16 protein-coding genes are annotated in these 19,049 nt (G+C 62.7%); 14 read left to right on the top strand and 2 right to left on the bottom strand.

What is annotated here, in order from left to right; genetic code table 11:
* The first annotated feature begins 58 nt into the window (after nucleotides 1–58).
* From E0E00_RS14365 to E0E00_RS07785, 6 genes are all read left to right on the top strand, one after another.
* Nucleotides 59–214: a hypothetical protein gene (locus E0E00_RS14365; protein ID WP_165443615.1), complete on the top strand. Its 156-nt coding sequence runs from the start codon at nucleotides 59–61 to the stop codon at nucleotides 212–214.
* A gap of 188 nt (nucleotides 215–402) precedes the next feature.
* Nucleotides 403–2,970 (top strand): leucine--tRNA ligase, encoded by a 2,568-nt coding sequence (leuS, locus tag E0E00_RS07765; RefSeq protein WP_130811965.1) that lies wholly within the window; start codon nucleotides 403–405, stop codon nucleotides 2,968–2,970.
* 312 nt (nucleotides 2,971–3,282) lie between these two features.
* The gene (locus E0E00_RS07770; RefSeq protein ID WP_130811966.1) at nucleotides 3,283–4,041 is read left to right on the top strand and encodes a helix-turn-helix transcriptional regulator; all 759 of its coding nucleotides are present in this window, start codon (nucleotides 3,283–3,285) and stop codon (nucleotides 4,039–4,041) included.
* A gap of 159 nt (nucleotides 4,042–4,200) precedes the next feature.
* Entirely contained in the window at nucleotides 4,201–4,758 is a 558-nt protein-coding gene (locus E0E00_RS07775) for a hypothetical protein (RefSeq protein ID WP_130811967.1), read from the top strand.
* Nucleotides 4,759–5,265: 507 nt separating this feature from the next.
* On the top strand, nucleotides 5,266–5,709 hold the full coding sequence (locus E0E00_RS07780) for a MarR family winged helix-turn-helix transcriptional regulator (protein ID WP_130811968.1): 444 nt from the start codon (nucleotides 5,266–5,268) through the stop codon (nucleotides 5,707–5,709).
* A gap of 107 nt (nucleotides 5,710–5,816) precedes the next feature.
* Nucleotides 5,817–6,656: a DegV family protein gene (locus tag E0E00_RS07785; protein WP_130811969.1), complete on the top strand. Its 840-nt coding sequence runs from the start codon at nucleotides 5,817–5,819 to the stop codon at nucleotides 6,654–6,656.
* Between the two features lie 198 nt (nucleotides 6,657–6,854).
* Here E0E00_RS07785 and E0E00_RS07790 read toward each other — a convergent pair whose 3' ends face one another.
* Nucleotides 6,855–7,259, bottom strand: coding sequence for a transposase (locus E0E00_RS07790; RefSeq protein WP_165443616.1), 405 nt, complete (start codon nucleotides 7,257–7,259; stop codon nucleotides 6,855–6,857).
* On the bottom strand, nucleotides 7,214–8,668 hold the full coding sequence (locus E0E00_RS07795) for a transposase (RefSeq protein ID WP_130811971.1): 1,455 nt from the start codon (nucleotides 8,666–8,668) through the stop codon (nucleotides 7,214–7,216). The genes E0E00_RS07790 and E0E00_RS07795 overlap by 46 nt, the downstream gene beginning before the upstream one ends.
* A gap of 338 nt (nucleotides 8,669–9,006) precedes the next feature.
* Here E0E00_RS07795 and rimP point away from each other — a divergent pair, with 338 nt between their 5' ends.
* From rimP to dnaG, 8 genes are all read left to right on the top strand, one after another.
* Entirely contained in the window at nucleotides 9,007–9,504 is a 498-nt protein-coding gene (gene rimP, locus E0E00_RS07800) for a ribosome maturation factor RimP (protein ID WP_371683400.1), read from the top strand.
* A gap of 12 nt (nucleotides 9,505–9,516) precedes the next feature.
* Nucleotides 9,517–10,770 (top strand): transcription termination factor NusA, encoded by a 1,254-nt coding sequence (gene nusA, locus E0E00_RS07805; protein ID WP_130811973.1) that lies wholly within the window; start codon nucleotides 9,517–9,519, stop codon nucleotides 10,768–10,770.
* Between the two features lie 73 nt (nucleotides 10,771–10,843).
* The gene (gene infB / locus E0E00_RS07810; protein WP_130811974.1) at nucleotides 10,844–13,492 is read left to right on the top strand and encodes a translation initiation factor IF-2; all 2,649 of its coding nucleotides are present in this window, start codon (nucleotides 10,844–10,846) and stop codon (nucleotides 13,490–13,492) included.
* A 10-nt stretch (nucleotides 13,493–13,502) separates the two neighbouring features.
* On the top strand, nucleotides 13,503–13,967 hold the full coding sequence (gene rbfA / locus E0E00_RS07815; RefSeq protein ID WP_130811975.1) for a 30S ribosome-binding factor RbfA: 465 nt from the start codon (nucleotides 13,503–13,505) through the stop codon (nucleotides 13,965–13,967).
* 11 nt (nucleotides 13,968–13,978) lie between these two features.
* A complete protein-coding gene (locus E0E00_RS07820; protein ID WP_130811976.1) occupies nucleotides 13,979–15,046 on the top strand; it encodes a bifunctional oligoribonuclease/PAP phosphatase NrnA in 1,068 nt (355 codons plus the stop codon).
* Nucleotides 15,043–16,002 carry a tRNA pseudouridine(55) synthase TruB gene (gene truB, locus E0E00_RS07825; RefSeq protein ID WP_130811977.1) on the top strand — a complete coding sequence of 320 codons (960 nt, stop codon included), beginning with the start codon at nucleotides 15,043–15,045 and terminating at the stop codon, nucleotides 16,000–16,002. The genes E0E00_RS07820 and truB overlap by 4 nt, the downstream gene beginning before the upstream one ends.
* Nucleotides 15,999–17,084, top strand: coding sequence for a riboflavin biosynthesis protein RibF (ribF, locus tag E0E00_RS07830; protein WP_165443617.1), 1,086 nt, complete (start codon nucleotides 15,999–16,001; stop codon nucleotides 17,082–17,084). The genes truB and ribF overlap by 4 nt, the downstream gene beginning before the upstream one ends.
* Nucleotides 17,081–19,042, top strand: coding sequence for a DNA primase (dnaG, locus tag E0E00_RS07835; protein ID WP_130811979.1), 1,962 nt, complete (start codon nucleotides 17,081–17,083; stop codon nucleotides 19,040–19,042). Before ribF ends, dnaG begins: the two co-directional genes overlap by 4 nt.
* The last annotated feature ends 7 nt before the right edge of the window (nucleotides 19,043–19,049 follow it).

Here is a 19,049-nt window from a genome sequence, read left to right on the forward strand (position 1 = left end):
TTCTAACGCGGAGAGGTAGCTTGGAATCAAGGTTGCGGGCAATGGACGGAGGGCGCTCATGAAGATGGTAAACCTGATCGCTGCGGTTGTATACGTGCTTTTTCTCATAGTGGTCTTCCTGACGTTTTATGCCACTGACCGGAGGATGGTTGCGCTTTTTGTGGTTGTGGGCAGCGCCGTCCTGGCGGTCGTGCTGAGATGGATAAGGGGGTAGCCAATCTCCGCGCACGGCTCGGATGTGGAATTCGAGCAGGATGGGACAGGTCAGAGAGAGCGTCGGGACGGGGTCGAGCGCATCGATTCCGTCCCTTTGCTTACCGTGCGCAACATAATCCAAGGTCACGTGCGAACGTCGGCTATACTTACCCACGTTGCTGCGCGCACCACCAAGGGAGGACATTCATGGCAGACAGCACCGACAACGAGAGCCGCGAGGGCGTCCCTACCTACGACGCCCAGGCCATCGAGGCCAAGTGGCAGGCGAAGTGGGAGCAGGAGGACCTCTACAAGACCGACGAGGATCCCTCCAAGCCCAAGAGGTACGTCCTCGAGATGTTTCCGTATCCCTCGGGCGACCTCCACATGGGCCACGCACGCAACTACACCATCGGTGATGCCATGGCGCGCCAGGCCCGCATGCGCGGCTTTGACGTCCTGCACCCCATGGGCTTCGACGCCTTTGGCCTTCCTGCTGAGAATGCCGCCATCAAGCATCACACGCAGGCCGCCAAATGGACGCACCAAAACATTGACCAGGCCGTGCGCACCATGAAACGCATGGGCTTCTCGTACGACTATGACCGCATGTTCAACACCTGCGACCCGGAGTACTACCGCTGGGGTCAGTGGATGTTCATCCAGATGTGGAAGCGCGGACTGGCGTACCGCGCCACCTCGCCGGTGAACTGGTGCCCCACGTGTAAGACCGTCCTTGCCAACGAGCAGGTGGTCGAGGGCCGTTGCTGGCGCTGCGGCTCGGTGCCCGAGAAGCGCGAGCTCTCTCAGTGGTACCTCAAGATCACCGACTACGCCCAGGAGCTTCTCGACGACCTCGACAAGCTCACCGGCTGGCCGGAGAACGTCAAGGCGCAGCAGCGCAACTGGATCGGCCGCTCCGAGGGCGCCGAGATCGACTTCAGGCTGGCCGCCGAGGACGGCGTGACGCCCATGGACCGCACCATCTCCGTCTTCACCACCCGCGCCGACACCATCTTCGGCGTCTCGTTCATGGTGCTCCCGCCCGAGAGCGAACTTGCCGCCGAGCTGGTCGCCGGCACGCAGTATGAGGAGGATTACAAGGTTCTGAAGGCCGTCACCGAGAAGGTCTCCTCTGTCGACCGCCAGGGCTCTGCGCGCGAGAAGCACGGCGTCTTCACCGGTCGCTACGTGATCAACCCCGTGACCGGCAAGCCTGCACCGCTGTGGGTTGCCGACTATGTCCTTCTCGACTATGGCACCGGTGCCGTCATGGGCGTTCCCTGCGGAGACCAGCGCGACTTCGACTTCGCACGCAAGTACGGCCTGCCCATCCCGCCCATCATCTGCCAAAAGGACGACCCCCTCTACGAGCGGCTCAAGGACGTTCGCGACCTCGAGGTCACCAGCGTTGACTGGGACAAGGCCATGGCAGCCGAGGGCTACCTTGTGCAGTCCGGCCAGTTCACGGGCATGCTTGGCGGCAAGCACTCCGAGGCCGTCGACGCCATTGTGACCTGGCTCGAGGAGCATGGTTGCGGCCGTACCAAGGTGCAGTTCCGCCTGCGCGACTGGCTCATCAGCCGCCAGCGCTACTGGGGCAACCCCATCCCCATGATTCACTGCGACTGCTGCGGCGACGTTCCCGTGCCCGAGGACCAGCTGCCCGTGCGCCTGCCCGAGAACCTCGACCTTGGCGCGGGCGAGACCCTGGCCGAGTGCCCGGAGTTCTACGAGACCACCTGCCCCACGTGCGGCCGTCCCGCCAGGCGCATCACGGACACGATGGACACGTTCACATGCTCCAGCTGGTATTACCTGCGCTACTGCGACCCCCACAACGACGAGGCGCCCTTCTCCAAGGAGTCCGTCGACCGCTGGATGCCCGTCGACAACTACATCGGCGGCATCGAGCACGCCATCCTGCACCTGCTCTACTCGCGCTTCTGGACCAAGGTCCTGCGCGACATGGGCATGATCGACGAGGACGAGCCGTTCACCAACCTTCTCTGCCAGGGCATGGTGAAGGACGAGAACGGCGACACCATGTCCAAGTCCAAGGGCAACGTGGTTCCGCCCTCCAGCGTGATCGACCCCTATGGCGCGGACACCATGCGCCTGGCCATCCTCTTCGTGGCGCCGCCCGAGAAGGACTTCGACTGGGATCCCGAGGCGGTGGCCGGCGCCAACCGCTTCATCAAGCGCGCATGGCGCGTGGTGTGGCTCCTCTCGCACGGTGCAAAGAGGGGGGAGGTCGACGCCTCGAAGCTCTCCGGTGCCAATGCCGAGCTCAACCGCGCCCTGCACGAGCTGGGCATCAAGTGTACGAACGACTTCGACCGCGGCCAGTTCAACACGGCCATCTCGGCCTCGATGGAGCTCGTGAATGCGGCGTCCAAGTATGTGAACGACGTCCCCAAGGACAAGCGCGACGCCGCTCTTGCCTGGCGCGTGGCCCACGACATCGTGACCATGCTTGCCCCCATATGCCCGCACTGGGCCGAGGAGCTCTTCCACGAGGCACTGGGCCTTTCCGGCTCCGTCTACAACGAGCCCTGGCCCGAGTTTGACGCTGCGCAGGCCAAGAGCGACATGGTCGAGATTGCGGTACAGATCAAGGGCAAGGTCCGCGCCCGCATCCAGGTGGCTGCTGACGCCTCGAAGGAGGAGCTTGAGGCCACGGCCCGCGAGGCAGTGGCTGGGCAGATCGCCGGCAAGACGGTCAAGAAGGTCGTCGTGGTGCCCGGACGCCTGGTGAACATCGTGGCAATCTAGCATCTTTTTTGCCCTGGCCCACGGGAGGCAAGGGGGAGTTTCCCTTTGCCTCCCTTTTTCTGGTCCGGTTCGTCACACATTCGGCAGCGATTGTGTGACGACCTGCGCGGGTCACACATTCGGCAGCGATTGTGTGACGAATTGGTTGCCGCAGGACCGCAGTCGCCACCCGGCGGCCCGAAATGCTAACGCAGGCGGCTGTCTGGCAACAGTAGAGAGGTGAACGGAAGTTCAAGGATCAATCCAAGAAGCGCGTTTAACATATGTTCATAGTAGTGCTCGTCAGACACACCAAAGAGGCTGGAGCAACCTATGCCTGGTCATAGCTCTATACCCCATGGTCCCTTGTCGTTTGAAAACTTGCTCCAGAGCGTGGGACTCTCCGAGCGTGAGGCAGATGCTGTTCGAACAATCGTCATAGGTCTCACCGCAGCTGATGCTGCTCCTCTTATGGGTGTTGGGGCATCAACCGTTGGCAGCTACCGTCAGAGGGCCTTCCAGAAACTTGGCGTCACCACAAGGGCCGATTTTCTTAGAATTCCTGAGTGCGCACTCTGGCAAGAGGCACTTTGTCAAAACGTCGCAGCCGATGACGAACCCCTTGGTAGAGCGCTTGAGCCTCAGTTTCACAATGATGCGCAGCGGAATACAGAGGGTGACGATTCCCCGGTTTCAATCAAGTCCTACCCGCTGCTATTCCTGAAGTGTCTTGTCATCAGCCTTGTCGTTGTCTCTTCCGTCGCGCTGCTTTCAATCTTTCTCAGGCCCAAGCCTGCTTATCTTGACTCTCCAAATGGCTTTATCTCTTCAGATTACGGTGATATTCCAGATGTGACGGGGATGCGTGCAGATGCAGCTGCCTTCGCTTTGGCATCCGCAGGCTATTATCCAGAGTTTGTGCCCCGCTCATCTTTAGACACTCCCGGTACGACTCTTTGCGTGAGTGAGATAGGGGATATGAAAGATGCAACTCCGGATCGGTCCGCCATAGCGTGGGAGGGTGGTAGCGTCTCTGGTTACAACCTGTCGGGTGATTGGAAAGCTTATGTCTTGATTGACGTTGCCGTCTGAGTCTACGCTTGCGGGTCTATTCACGCCATTGGCAAGTAGCAAATGTAGCAAATCATTTTGACTACAGACATCTTCTCTCCGCCTCATTACCTTTTCAGCAAGTCGGATATACACGGCGATTTAGATATGTACAGTTTTTGGCATCACGGAGGAGGGGCGATGAAGATGAACGGCATTCTCACGAGGCGAGACTTTCTGGGAGCTTCAGTCCTTGCATTTCAAGGGGTGCTGTTGATGCCCGACGCTGCTCATGCTGATCAGGCGAATGCTAGTGTACTAGAGCTTGACGGAAGCATCGAAGCAAGGGAAATGTGGGCAGAGGCCGTTAAAAGGGCCGACCAAGAGAACTCGCCCATCATATCGTCTGAAGATGACCTCTGCAGTATCCAAGTAGACCCATTGAATGGTGTTTACTCGAACGCAAGAACCGTATCCGTGTCAAAACGTAGTCAAATAGGTCTTATAAATGATGTGATTATCATATCTGCTGATTATGGGGTAACAAGTACCAATAGAATCTCCCCATTCAATTGGGCAAGAATATATTGTTCAGCTTCGAGTGTGAAGCATTCAAACTACCATAGAACAGTTCTCGATGGTGGTCGTACCAACGCAATTAGCTTCCATGCAGAGATTGTTGCAGCCGGTGGATGGCCTACGTATGTCGGGGACTTCTATGCTGAGTTTTATTATACGTTCACTGGTAGTTTCATGTAGAGCTTGGGGGTGCCTTCGATGGTTCAGGGGCTAGGCGCTTGGGAGATGGTTGGCATTTTCCTTGCAATGGTTCTTGTGGTTGCACTGATCATCTTCGGAATTGTGCTTCTCGTCAGAAAGGCACCTGGTAAGCATAGCTAAACGCCGGGGCATTCTAATACTTCTATGTCAGAGAACCCAGCGGGATACAAAGGAGGCAGGGGTAGTTTCCCTTTGCCTCCCTTTTTCTGTCCCGGTTCGTCACGCATTCGGCAGCAATTGTGTGATGACCTGCGCGGGTCACACATTCGGCAACGATTGTGTGACCGTCGAGAGCCTAGCGGGACCTCTCTCGCACCCACTGTCTCCCACTTGTGTAGATGTTGATGACGCAACAGCTTGGCGTCTTCGAAACGGTTTTGAGTCGTAAGATGTTGACAAAGCAACAAACTGACGGACTTGGGCCGCTATCTCAGCTCCCCAACTACTCGAGCGGAGCAACGGACCTTTGCGAGTGGCAGGAGAGGCATGAACAACCGTTTTGAGAGCTTTGTTGATGTGGTCTACGCTCTCAACAAGGAAATACAGCGCATAAAGTCTGAGAAGATGGGCTCTCTTGGGCTGCGGGGGACCGACACCATGGTGCTGTATTACCTCTCCAAGCATGCCATCGGTCTCTCGGAGGCAGACCTCGCCCGTCTCGTGCGCCAGGATCGAGCCGCTGTTACGCGCACCGTGGCAAAGCTGGAGCGCTCTGGTCTTGTGGAGCGCCCTTCCGGAGATAGCCACAGCGCCCGCTATCGCGCGCCTGTGCGACTGACTGGGCTTGGGACGGACGTTGCAGCCGAGATGGACCGCATCATCGATGACGTTGTCCGTCAGGCGAGTGGGGACCTTGAGCCCACAGAACGAACACGGATGTATGACTGGCTGAGTCAGGTCCTCGAACGGCTGGAGGCAATCCAGGACTAGCGCAGCCCGCTTCTGGCTAAAACAGGCCAAGGGGCGGACGGCACATCCATCAGCGGGCTTTTCTCGCCTAGCCACTACCGGGTATCGCCCGGGGAAAGGACGCACCTATGTCCGTACGCATTATCACCGACTCTGCTTCCGATATTGTCGGCTTCAACCATGCGAGCCTGACCGTCGTGCCACTGAGCGTCGCGTTTGGCGACACTGTCTACCATGATGGCGTCGATCTTTCTCATGAACGCTTCTTTGATTTGCTGGTTGAGTCAGACGTGATGCCGACCACGGGCGCCGTCTCCCCCGGGGCGTTTGCCGATGCCTTCCATCGCGCCCACGAGGCAGGTGAGGAGGTTGTTGCCGTGACCATCTCATCCAAGCTCTCTGGCACATGGCAAAGTACGGCCATTGCCGCGGAGGGATTGCCCCATGTGCATGTGGTTGACTCGCTTAACGCTTGCATTGGGCAGCGAATTCTGGTGGAGTATGCACTCATGCAGGCAAAGGCAGGCTTGAGTGCTGCGGAGGTGGCGCGCCGCACAGAGGAGGTCCGCTCCAGGGTACGCGTGCTTGCGCTTCTCGATACGCTTGAGTACCTACGCCGAGGAGGCCGCATAGGTGCGGCAGCGGCCGGCGTGGGGTCGCTGCTCTCCATCAAGCCCGTGATCACTGTGAAGGACGGGGAAGTGGAGCTCCTTGGAAAGGCGCGGGGTTCTAGAAACGGGTGCAACCTCCTGGTTGAGTTGGTGGACAAGGAACCCATCGATTTCACGCTGCCGTTTGCTCTGGCATGCTCGGTAGGCGGTGAGCGGACTCTTAACAAGTACGTTGACGACTCTCGGGGCCTGTGGAAAGGCATCGTGGACGCGCTGCCTATGTGCTCGGTGGGTGCGGCCATTGGGACGCACGTGGGCCCCGGTGCCATTGCGGTCGCGTATTTTGCGCAGGGCTGAGTGAGTGGTGGGGGTAGGCGGTCGGCGATTGTGCGGCCCGCACAACCGTCGCAGTGGCAAACCCCGCTGTCCATGCATCCCGTGTAGTCCCCGTGATGCCGTCCTTCTCGCAGCTTGACCCCCTGCTGAGAGGGCCCTATAATCCCGTCTTTGACACTTGACCCTACATATTTTGCACATATGGGCTGGTAGAGATGCTTATTCGCTGTCTTTGCCAGCCTCTCGTTTTGTGGTAATCAGGCTCCTGTGATGGGTCTGTCGGATGATCTTCCTCATTTGCCTTGTGGGCACTATCTCGAAGTCCGTGCGAAAGCCGAACGCAGCGTGCAGGGCATCCGTGACGGCGTCTCTCACATAGAGGGGGCGAAAGCCCTCGCCCTTGATCTCCCCTACCCTCATCTGGCGCAGGGCACCCAAGATCTCAGAGCAGGTGAAGCTCCCCTCCAGGCCCTGCTCGACGATGCGATAGACGAGCAGGGCTAAAAAGCAGGTGAGAAAGTGCGCCTCTATCCTGTCTTTGCGAGACAGGTACACGGGCCTCGCCTCGAAGTCGCTCTTCAGTATCCGGAAGCACTCCTCGACCTCCCAGCGCCCTGCTGCCACTCGGATGATGCCGGCTGCGTCCTCATATCATCAAGCGAGGTGGCAAGACCGTAGAAGCCGTCCCAGCTGGCCTCCTCGGCCACCTTCTTCTCATCGACCCTGAAGACGGTCTTGTCCGCCACCTCCCCCTCCTCTGTGATAGAGGTCGAGCTCACGAAGCGCATAGGGTCCTTGGGTCCCTTTCGCATGCGTTTGGCCGACCCGTTTTCGCAGGCACACGCCGCCCGCTCTACCTGTGCCTGCCGCACGGACCTTTGATAGTTTCGGTAGCGAAGCGAGAAGGTCACGATCAGGTTCTGCCCGAGCTCTTCTTTTGTGTCAGGGTCCGCAAGCGAGGCCCAGCGCGTCTTGTAGAAGGTCTGCCCATAGAGACGGGCGCGCACTGGCTGGGGCGTCGCCGGGTCATCTGCGGCTCTGCATACCTCGGCGAGATCGAACTTTCCGCCCTGCCCCACACACAACCAGCCCGAGCTGTCGCGTGCCCACTCTTTGATCTCCTTGGGCTGCTTTCTCAGCGATACGGTTACCACGAGCTGAAGGTCACCTCGGGAGTTGCGCACCCGGTTGGCAACAGAGGAGAGACCGGCATCGGTCGAGACGATGAGCTTGGTGAGGCCGAAGTCGGACTCGAGGCGATCTTCCAGCTGAGGGAGTGTCGGCTGCTCTGACTCGTTTCCAGGACAGGTCGTGAAGGCAAGTGGCAGCCCATCTGCGTCCATCATGAGGCCCATGCCGACGATAGGAGATGGCCTGTGCTCCCTAGAGGGGCCGTACCTGCGAAACGTGTCCTCTTGGGTGATCTCGAAGCAGTAGTTGGCGCAGTCGTAGTACAAGGTCTTGGTCCTGCGCGGGACGACGGCCTTGCTCGCCTCGAACACTTGGGCCTGGATACGCTCCGAGTTTTGGGCGAGCACCGAGAGCGCCCTGTAGACCTGATGGGTCTCAAAGCCAGGCTGCTCGATGAGCCCACGGGCAAATTCAACAGTCGCGCGCTTGGAGGCAGGCTCGGGCACCCGTCCGAAGACGAGACGGGAGAGTATGGCGTCTAAGTCGAAGTCAAACTTTCTCGCCTGTGAGATCTCCTGGCAAAGAGCGGGCAGGCCGAGTCTTGAGTAGACGTCTTGCAAGAAGAGGTACCCACAGTTGAAGACGCGTCTCTCATCGGCCGCGATCCGCCGGGTGGGGTCAAACGACACGGAGATCTTGCGCGTGAGGGCCCGCTCTTCCCCGCTCATGCGCCGGGCCTGCTCTTTTGCCCACACGGCAACATCAGTGCCAGAAGGCAGCACCCGCTCAAGCTCTGAGCGCGTCCCTAGGCGCCTGACGATCTTAGAGGTCGACTTGCCCGTGTCCCTGTTGCGAAGCGTCTTTGCGATGTAGAAGGTCTCAGCACTCTTGGTCCTTGTCACCTGAACCTTCATAACACACCCATTCATGTAGAACTGCCACTAAATACCACATTATATGGTATCACATATGATGCACAACAAAGCCGCGAATCCCAGGTATTAGGGGAAATTCGCGGCCAAGGCACAGGCAGGGTATGGGGCTAGGTGTCAAAGTCCCGTGTCCATGCATCCCGTGTAGTCCCCGTGATGCCGTCCTTCTCGCAGCTTGACCCCCTGCTGAGAGGGCCCTATAATCAGCTCGTAATGTAGTTGTGATTCGCAGGAAGTGGGGTGGATCTTCTCGCCCCGCTTCCTTTCTGTATGTACCTGCGATGTGTGAGGGAGGGGACATGCCCGCAGTGCCAGAGCACGACACGCGCCAGTGCATCCTGGTTGCGCTCGAAGCCGCAGCGCCCGAGCACGGCATCGATGTCGTCGACGTCGAAGTCGTGGGCTCGAAGAAGAACCCGTGCGTCCGCGTGCGTATCGACCACGCAGACGAGGAGGCTGGGCCCATCTCACTCGATGAGGTGGCCGCAGAGACCGCGTGGGTGTCCGCTACAATAGACAAACTCGATCCCATCGAGGGGTCCTTCACGCTCGAGGTCTCGTCGCCGGGCCTCTCGCGTCCGCTCCGTCGCCAGCACGACTTCGAGCGCTTCGCCGGCGAGGACGTCTCGCTTGCTACCACGGCAACGGAGGGTCGCCGCCACTTCACCGGCTGCCTCGAGGGGCTAGATGACGGCAATGTCATCCTCACCGTCGACGGTGAGCGCGTGAGCATCCCCTTCGACCAGGTCAAGAGCTGCAAGATCAAGCCGAACTTCGACGCCCCCTCAAACGGGGCCAAGGGCTAGAAAGGAATTCGCATGGCATCAGAGATGATGGAAGCGCTGATGGCGCTCTGCCAGGAGAAGCACATCGATGAGCTCTACGTGCTCGACCGCCTCGAGCAGTCGCTTGCCCAGAGCTACGCATCCATTCTCAAGCTCCCCTATGGCGCGCGCGTCACCATCGATCATGCCACCGGCAAGGTCTACGTCTACGAGCTCATCCCCAAGGAGGAGTCCTACGACGAGGAGACCGGCGAGTATCTTGACTTCGACGAGAAGGACGTCACCCCGCCCGACACCTCCCGCATCGCGGCGCAGCACGCCAAGGCCGAGATTCGCTCCATCGTGCGCAACGCCGCCCGCGTCCAGATCTACGAGGAGTTCTCGCAGCGCATCGGCGACATCATCACCGGCACGGTCCTCCAGACCACGCCCGACTTCACGATCATCAAGATCCGCGATGGCGTCGAGGCCGAGCTTCCCCACTTCGACCAGCGCCGCTACCCCGACGAGCGCAACGAGCGTCCCGTGGGCGAGCGCTACTCGCACAACCAGCGCCTGAAGGCCATCATCATCGACGTGCGCGACCCGAACAACGACCAGCCTACCGTTCGCGGCGAGCGCCAGCGTCCGCCCATCGTGGTCTCGCGCACCCACCCCGACCTCATCCGCAGGCTCTTCGAGCTCGAGGTCCCCGAGGTCTACGACGGCGTAGTCGAGGTCCGCTCCATTGCCCGTGAGCCCGGTATCCGCTCGAAGGTTGCCGTCTCGTCCAAGGACGAGCACCTCGATCCCGTGGGGGCCTGCGTTGGCCCCAAGGGCAGCCGCGTGCGCACCGTGGTCTCTGAGCTTCGTGGCGAGCGCGTCGATGTGGTGCCCTGGTCCGACGACCAGACCCGTTGCGTTGCCAATGCCCTCTCGCCCGCCCGCGTCTCTCGTGTGATACTTGGGCCCGAGGACGGCTACGCTACGGTCATCGTGCCCGACGACCAGCTCTCGCTGGCCATTGGCAAGGAGGGCCAGAACGCCCGTCTGGCTGCGCACCTCACCGGCATGCACATCGACATCAAGAACGAGTCTCTGGCCGCAGGTGTCCTGCGCGACCTTCCTCGCTCCGCCGAGTCCCCCCAGGGCGAGGTCGAGGAGAACGGCGAGCAGCACCGCTGCGAGTACGTGGGCGAGAACGGCATCCAGTGCCGCAACATGGCTCGTCCCGGCTCGCGCTACTGTGGCATCCACGAGAAGCTTATGGAGGCCGAGGTCTCAGACGACCCCGATTCCCTGATCTAGTGTCCCCAGGCGGACCGTTGTTAGCAGGCACTACCCGGGCGGCGCTGTCGCCCGTGAATGAAAGGTTGGTCACATGGCCAAGACTCGCGTACACGACCTTGCCAAGGAGTACGGGATGACGAGCAAGGAGATGCTCGACCATCTCCGCGACATGAAGATTCCCGCCAAGTCTGCATCCTCGACGCTCGAGGATGCCTATGTCTCCATCGTGCGCAAGAAGCTCAAGCCCATCCTCGAGGAGCGTGCCGCGCAGATCGAGGCCGCCAAGAAGGCAGAGCAGGAGGCAGCCGCCGAGGCCAAGAGGGCCGAGGAGGCAGAGGCCGAGAAGGAGCGCGTTGCCGCCGAGAAGCGCCGCGAGCGCGAGCGTGCCGAGGAGGAGAAGAAGCGCATTGCCGCCGAGGCTGCGAGGAAGCGCGCCGAGGAGGAGAAGAGGCGTGCCGAGGAGAAGGCCGCCAGGGAGCGTGCCGAGGAGGCCGAGCGCAATCGCATCCACGACAACGCCCCCAAGTCGATGCCCACCTTCACCTCGCTGCTTGACCAGATTGCCCAGCAGGAGCAGGTGCTTAAGCAGCAGGCCGAGGAGGCCGCGCAGAAGAAGGCCGAGGGCCAGGGTCGTCGCGAGCGCCGTGGCGAGGCAGAGCATGCCCGTGCCGAGCGTCGTAGCTACTCTGCGCCCTCTCGCATGGAGCAAGACGACGGTGCCGAGCAGGGCGAGGGCCGTCCCGGCCGCAAGGGCCGCAGGGGCTCGCGTCGTGGTGACGAGGGCGAGGACCGCTACAGCCGCATGGCTCGCGAGGCCGAGGCATACAACAGGAGCCGCGTCCTGGACGAGGCCCGAGAGGCTGTCGAGGAGGCCTCCCGTGAGTCCACCGGTCGCCGCCGCCGCCGCAAGGAGCGCCGCCAGAAGCAGGCCGAGGAGGCTGCGGAGGAGAGGCGCATAGAGGAGGCCATCGCCAACGACCAGGACCTCTCGCAGCTCGACACCGTGAAGGTCCCGCAGGGTGCCACGGTGGCGCAGCTCGCAGAGCTTCTCGGCGTGCCCGCCAACGACATCATCAAGCGCCTCTTCCTCCTGGGCAACCCCCTCACGCTCACCGAGTCCATGTCTGACGACCTCATCGAGCTGGTCGCCGAGGACCTCGGCCGCGACGTCAAGGTCATGACCAAGGAGGAGGAGAACTCCTTCACCTTCTACGATGACCCCAAGGACCTGAAGCCGCGTCCGCCTGTGGTCACCGTCATGGGCCACGTCGACCACGGCAAGACGTCGCTCCTCGACGCCATCCGCCACACGGGCGTCGCCGAGGGTGAGGCCGGTGGTATCACGCAGGCCATCGGTGCCTCCCAGGTCAAGATCAACGGCCGTACCATCACCTTCATCGACACCCCTGGCCATGAGACCTTCACGGCCATGCGCGCCCGCGGTGCCAAGGTGACCGACATCGTCATCCTGATCGTCGCCGCAGACGACGGCGTCATGCCCCAGACGGTCGAGTCGATCAACCACGCCAAGGCCGCAGGCGTGCCCATCGTCGTGGCCGTAAACAAGATCGACAAGCCCGGCGCCGACCCCACCCGCGTGCGTCAGGAGCTCACCGAGCACGGCGTCATCCCCGAGGAGTGGGGCGGACAGAACATGTTCGTCGACATCTCGGCCAAGAAGAAGGCCGGCATCGACAACCTTCTCGAGGCCGTCCTTCTCGAGGCCGACGTCCTCGAGCTCAAGGCCAACCCCGACACCTTTGCCTCGGGCAACGTCCTCGAGGCCAAGCTCGACCGCGGTCGCGGTTCGGTGGCAACGATGCTGGTCACGCGCGGTACGCTCCACGTGGGTGACGCCCTTGTCGCCGGTGTGGCCTACGGTCGCGTGCGCGCCATGCTCGACCCCAAGGGCAACCCCGTTGACGAGGCCGGCCCCTCTGATCCTGTCGAGATCCTGGGCCTCCAGAGCGTCCCCATGGCAGGCGACGAGTTCCGCGTCTTCCAGGACGACCGCGATGCCCGCGACCTTGCCGACCAGCGCGCCCTTAAGGTCCGCATCGAGGAGCAGAACCGCGTCAAGCACGTCACGCTCGAGAACCTCTTCGACACCATGGCCGACGCCGAGGTCAAGGAGCTCAACCTCATCATCAAGGCCGACGTCCAGGGCTCCATCGAGGCGCTCCAGGACTCGCTCGACAAGATGGACCAGTCCGAGGTCCGCATCAACACGATCCACGCGGCCGTGGGCGCCATCACCGAGACGGACGTCACGCTTGCCGACGCATCCAACGCGATCATCATTGGCTTTGGTGTGCGCCCGGATGCCAAGGCACGCGCCGCCGCCGAGCGCGATGGCGTCGAGATTCGCTCCTACAGCGTCATCTACAAGGCCATCGAGGACATCGATGCGGCACGTATCGGCATGCTCAAGCCTACCGAGGAGGAGGTCCAGACCGGCGTTGCCGAGGTTCGCGACACCTTCAAGGTGCCCAAGGTTGGCATTGCCGCCGGCTGCATGATCTCCGAGGGCGAGGTCTCCCGCGACGACCGGGTTCGTCTCGTGCGTGACGGCATCGTGGTCTACGAGGGCAAGATCGCCTCGCTCAGGCGCTACAAGGATGACGTCAAGAGCGTCAAGGCCGGCTTCGAGTGCGGCATAGGCCTGGAGAACTTCCAGGACATCCACCCTGGCGACCAGATCGAGGCTTACCGCGTCGAAGAGGTCGCGCGTACGGAGTAGGGAGGCACACATGAAGCAGAACCAGCACTCGCGCCGGACCAACGAGCTTGCGCGCGAGAAGCTCGCTACCATCATGCTCTTCGAAGTCTCCGATCCAGACCTGCAGCTCGTGACCGTCACGAGTGTGGAGGTCTCGGTCGACAAGTCCTTCATGCGCGCCTACGTGAGCTGTGAGGCCTCCCGCTACGATGAGGTCTCCGCGGCCCTCGAGCGCGCCAAGGGGCGCATCCGCTCGCTTCTTGGCCACGCGCTCGGCTGGCGCGTGACGCCCGAGCTGGCGTTCCAGATCGACACCACCACCGACGAGGCAGAACGCATCTCTCGCGCGCTCGAGAACGTGCCGCCCACGCTTGGGGTCGAGAAGGACGAGAATGGCTACCCCATTGCGTCGGATGCCAAGGACGCCTCTGGCGAGGCAATCGCAGGACCTTCTGTGGAGGGTGACCCTTCTGCCGAGGACGCTGAGGGCGAGTAGGGAAGAGCTTGATGAGGGTATCCGAATACATGGAGCAGGCCGAGCTGTTCCGGGGTGTTGTCGCGCTGATCGAGGAGGCCGACACTATCGCGATTTGCGCACACACCTCGCCCGACGGCGATGCCATTGGCTCTGGCCTTGCGCTCGCCGAGATCATTCGCACCGCGTGGCCGGGCAAGCGCGTGACTAACCTTCTGGCCGACAAGGACCCCGTCCCAAGGATCTATCGGTTCCTGCCGGGCTCCGGCACCTTCGTGCACGCGGCAGACTACGACGTGACGCCCGACCTCTTTATCTGCGTGGACCTCTCGCAGATGTCGCGCCTGGCCGACGCCGAGGGGATTTGCGCCCGCGCGCATCACGTGGCCGTTCTCGACCACCACCCCTCCGGCGAGCCCTTCTGGGATGCCGGCGTGGTGCGTCCCGATGCTGCTGCCACGGGCGTCATCGTCTCGGAGTTCTGCCTGCATGTCTCGCGGGAGCTTACGCCCACGATCGCACAGAACCTTCTCTGCGCCATCGTGACCGACACGGGTCGCTTCCAGTACCAGAACGCCGACAGTGAGGCCTTCGAGACCGCAAGTATGCTGGTTGAGGCCGGTGCCTCGCCCTCGGAGGTCGCGCTCAACGTGTACCAGTCCGACCGCCTTGCCTACGTGCACCTGGCCGCTCGTGTGCTCGCGCGCATACAGACCTTCGCGGAGGGGCGCATTGCCTACAGCTTTGCCACGGCCGAGGACATAGCCAAGGCCGGCGTCACGCTCGATGAGCTGGACGGCCTTATCGACCTTGTCCGCTGTATCGAGGGCGCCAAGGCGGCGCTCTTCCTCAAGGAGGTCGATGGCGGCAAGGTCCGCGGCAACCTCCGCTCCAAGTGCAACCTGGACGTCTCGGGCATTGCGCGCGAGATGGGTGGGGGCGGACACCGTGCCGCAGCGGGGTTCACCGCCACGGGCACCGTGGACGAGGTGCGCGCCATCGTGCTCCCCAAGCTGTGCGCACTCTTCGATGATGCCCCAGCACGCGGTGCCGCTTCCCCAGACGTTTCTGCGACCGACGCGCAAGGTGCGTCGCGGTGAGACGCGGCGAGTCGGGTGCCAACGCCCTCCTCGGCATTGACAAGCCCTGCGGTATGACCAGCCACGACGTGGTGAACCACGTGCGGCGCGCCTTGGGGGAGCGTCGCGTTGGGCACGCTGGCACGCTTGACCCGGCGGCATCTGGCGTCATGGTCGTGGGTGTGGGTCAGGGCACGCGTCTCATGGGCCTTCTCACCGCTGAGCGAAAGCGCTACACGGGGAGCATCCTCTTTGGCTGCGAGACCGACACGGACGACGCCGATGGCGCGCCTACGGTGGCGGCGAACGTCCCCGAGCGCCTTGCCAGCGAGGACGTGGCCCGCGAGACTCTCGCTCGCTTTGTGGGCGAGCAGGACCAGGTCCCGCCTGCCTACTCTGCCATCTCTGTGGGTGGCAAGCGTTCCTACGCGCTTGCGCGCGAGGGGAAGACACCCGAGCTTGCGCCCCGCCGCATCACGGTCTTCTCGGCCACGCTTGTAGAGATTGCCTCTGTCGGGGGGCAGCTCGCCTGGGTCGTGGACTTTGACGTCTCCAAGGGGGCCTACGTGCGGAGCCTCGCACGCGACATTGGCCGCGCTGCGGGGTCTGCCGCGCACCTTGTGGCGCTCAGGCGTACGCAATTGGGCTCGGTTGGCCTTGATGCCTGCCTTTCGCTCGATGCCGTCGATGCGGCGCACGACCCCACGGAGGTTCTCGCCCATGCGCTCGACCCGGTTGCTGCCCTAGGCGTACCAGTGCGCCAGCTCGACGCCATGGAGGCCGCCGACGCTGCCTGCGGTAAGGCTCTGGTTGCCGGCATGGTATGCGACAAGGACGGCACGCTTCGTGCCCCGCGCGTTGGCGAGCGCGTGGCCATGGTCTTCGACCAGCGCCTCGTTGGCGTGTGGAGCTGTGGAGGGCGTGGCCTTGCCTGCGAGGTCAACTTTCCGGCGGGCATCATGGGGGCATGCGCATGAGAGCCGAGCCCTTCTCCGGTACCCCTGCGTGGCGCAGGCCCACATGGCCGCTTGTTCCCGCCGAGGCGCGCTGGCTTGCGGCGGCATCGGTGCTCTCGGGCGTGCGTCTGGGGGCTTCCGTGCCCGTGAACTCCGGTACGGCCTACCTTGCGCCTGGCGTGACGCTGGGTCCCAGTCAGCGCTTTGTCTGCGTGATTGGCGCCTTCGACGGGCTCCACGCAGGCCACCGCGCCCTTATCGCCGAGGCGGCTGCGGATGCCCGTGCGCGCAACCTTCCGCTTGCCATTGTGACCTTTGACCCCGACCCTTCGAAGGTTCTCTCCAGGCGCTCTCCCGAGCGTCTGCTCTCGGATGCGGACCGCGTGCGCTCGCTTGCCCTTGCGGGGGCGGATGCCGTCGTGGTCCACCGCTTTACGCCCGAGTTCGCGGCGCTTCCATATGACCGCTACGTCACCGAGGTCCTGGGCGGCATCTTCTTCCCGGCGGCCATCCACGTGGGCGAGAACTTCCGCTTTGGCGCCGGTGGCGCGGGCACGGTCGTGGCGATGACGCGGCTGGGCGAGAAGCACGGCTTCGAGGCCTTTGGGCATGCGCTCGTCTCGGTGGGGGGAAGCCCGGTCTCGGCCACGCGCGTGCGTGGGCTCCTGCGCGAGGGTAAGGTCGACAAGGCCGCCGAGCTCCTGCTGAGGCATCACTTCCTGGCTGGGCGCATTATCCATGGCCGAGGCGAGGGCACCTCCTTTGGCTTCCCTACGGCCAACGTGGAGCTGGACGGGCGCGACTGCCTGCCCGCCGATGGTGTCTACGCCTGTCTCGCCTGCATTGGCGGCAGCGTCTGGCCGGCTGCGGTCAACGTGGGTGTCCCTCCCACGTTCAACGTGTCCGCGCATCCCATGCTCGAGGCGAATCTCGTGGGCTTCTCGGGCGATGCCTACGGAGAGGAGGCACGCGTGGTGTTTCTCCGCCGCCTTCGCCCCTCTCGTCGATTTGACTCGCTTGCCGAACTGGAAGCCACGGTGTTGGGGAACATCCATTGGGTACGGGATCACGTCGGAGAGGGATGTGTGGGGGTGGTCGTGTGATCAGCGACGAGGACAAGGAGCGGGTTCGCCAGGCCATCGACATCGTGCAGCTGGTGGGTGAGACGGTCGAGCTGCGCCAGCGAGGCCGCGAGTTTTGGGGCTGCTGTCCGTTCCACCACGAGAAGACCCCCTCGTTCAAGGTTGACCCGGCAACGGGCCTCTGGCACTGCTTCGGCGCGTGCAGCGAGGGTGGCGACGTCTTCAAGTATGTGATGAAGCGCGAGAACCTCTCGTTTCCCGATTCCATTCGCTACCTGGCCGACCGCGCGGGCATCGAGCTTGCCGAGGACAGGAGCGCCTCGCGTGGGCCCCGCAAGAACCGCCTGATTGAGGAGCTTACGCTTGCGGACGACTACTACCACACCATGCTCATGCGCGGCCGCGGCGAAGGCCCTACTGCCGCGCGGGCATACCTTGCCGGTCGTGGCTTTGGCTCCGACGTGTGTCGTCGCTGGCATCTGGGCTATGCTCCGGGGCGCGGCTCGCTTGTGGCACACCTGCGCGAGAGGGGCTACAGTCCCAAGGAGATGATTGCCGCAAACCTGGCGGTCGAGCGCTCGGGGCGCCTTGCCGATTGGTTCTACGACCGTGCGATGTTTCCCATCCACGACGAGCAGGGCAGGACCATCGCTTTTGGCGGCCGTATCCTGCGTCCCGCCAACAATGCCCCCAAGTACCTCAACACCCGTGACACCACAGTCTTCAACAAGGGCAGGCACCTCTTTGCCTATGACCGTGCCAAGGAGGCCATGGCTGCCACCGGCACGGCCATCGTCTGCGAGGGCTACACCGACGTGATCGCCATGCACGAGGCGGGCTTCACCAACGCCGTGGCGGCGCTGGGCACTGCGTTTCGCATAGACCACATCCGCCTCATGGAGCGCCAGCGCGTCTCTCGCATCATCTGCATGTTTGACGGTGACGAGGCAGGTCAGCGCGCGGCCGAGCGTGCCGTGCAGTTTCTCGACAAGACCTCTGCCTCGATGGCCTGCGTGGTGCTGCCAGACGGGCGGGACCCGATGGAGTTCCTCTCGTCCCATGACGCCTCGGCCATGCAGAAGCAGCTCGACAGAGCGGTGCCGCTCATGGACTTCGTGTTCTCCAAGCGCCTGGCCAGCTACGATCTCTCGGCACCAGGGCGTCGTGTCAAGGCGCTCGACGAGATGGCCCAGCTCCTGGCCCCGCTTAAGCACTCGGTCCTTCTCGACGAGTACGCCACGCAGCTTGCGGACGCCCTGGGCATGGACGCGGCAGAGACAAAGCGCGTGATTCGCGAGAAGCCCGTGAAGGCGTCTGAACCCGGGGCACCGCGGCGTCGCGAGGCCGCAAGCGCTCCGTCTGCCGCTGCCGCACCGCCGGCTTCTGGCGACGAAGACGACTACGTGCCCATGCCCGATGACTACGTGCCGGCAGAGGCCTACGGGGACGGGAACGTCGCCCCTGTGGCCGCCATTCCCGCAGGAGGCGGTTCCTTTTCGGTTTCACGGATGCTCTCGGGTGACGAGCGCATGCAGGTTGCCGTCGAGCACGAGCTCCTCTCGATGCTTGCGGCCATGCCAGACGAGGTTCGCTCCTATGCGGACCGCTTAGCAGACGTGATGTGGGTGGACTCACGCCACGAGGGGATGGCCTGGGCCATGCTCGCCACGCCAGAGGGTACCTCGCCCGCAGACGTCGTTGCGGCGGCGACGGCGGTCGAGCCCGATGCGCCACAGATTCTCTCGTCCGGTCGCGTTGTCTCGAGCATGGGGATGGACACGCACGAGAAGGTCGCCTTCCTCGTGGATTCTGTTGAGCTCTACTCGTGTAAACGGCGTGTGCGCGAGATCAAATCCCGTCTGCGCCAGGCCGGTGATGCGGGTGGCGAGAACGCCGAGGCGCTCTTTGAGCAGGCAACGTCGCTCCAGAAGCGTATCAATGCGCTGACAAAGAAACTTTCCTCTGTTGTTGAGCAGTAAAAACGGG

The organism is Olsenella sp. Marseille-P4559, from assembly GCF_900605015.1.
Classification (GTDB): Bacteria; Actinomycetota; Coriobacteriia; order Coriobacteriales; family Atopobiaceae; genus Tractidigestivibacter.

Bases quoted from the DNA above. Each gene is read 5' to 3' on its own strand.
- E0E00_RS14365 (WP_165443615.1), top strand. From the start codon at position 59: ATGAAGATGGTAAACCTGATCGCTGCGGTTGTATACGTGCTTTTTCTC.
- leuS (WP_130811965.1), top strand. From the start codon at position 403: ATGGCAGACAGCACCGACAACGAGAGCCGCGAGGGCGTCCCTACCTAC.
- E0E00_RS07770 (WP_130811966.1), top strand. From the start codon at position 3,283: ATGCCTGGTCATAGCTCTATACCCCATGGTCCCTTGTCGTTTGAAAAC.
- E0E00_RS07775 (WP_130811967.1), top strand. From the start codon at position 4,201: ATGAAGATGAACGGCATTCTCACGAGGCGAGACTTTCTGGGAGCTTCA.
- E0E00_RS07780 (WP_130811968.1), top strand. From the start codon at position 5,266: ATGAACAACCGTTTTGAGAGCTTTGTTGATGTGGTCTACGCTCTCAAC.
- E0E00_RS07785 (WP_130811969.1), top strand. From the start codon at position 5,817: ATGTCCGTACGCATTATCACCGACTCTGCTTCCGATATTGTCGGCTTC.
- nusA (WP_130811973.1), top strand. From the start codon at position 9,517: ATGGCATCAGAGATGATGGAAGCGCTGATGGCGCTCTGCCAGGAGAAG.
- infB (WP_130811974.1), top strand. From the start codon at position 10,844: ATGGCCAAGACTCGCGTACACGACCTTGCCAAGGAGTACGGGATGACG.
- rbfA (WP_130811975.1), top strand. From the start codon at position 13,503: ATGAAGCAGAACCAGCACTCGCGCCGGACCAACGAGCTTGCGCGCGAG.
- E0E00_RS07820 (WP_130811976.1), top strand. From the start codon at position 13,979: ATGAGGGTATCCGAATACATGGAGCAGGCCGAGCTGTTCCGGGGTGTT.
- ribF (WP_165443617.1), top strand. From the start codon at position 15,999: ATGAGAGCCGAGCCCTTCTCCGGTACCCCTGCGTGGCGCAGGCCCACA.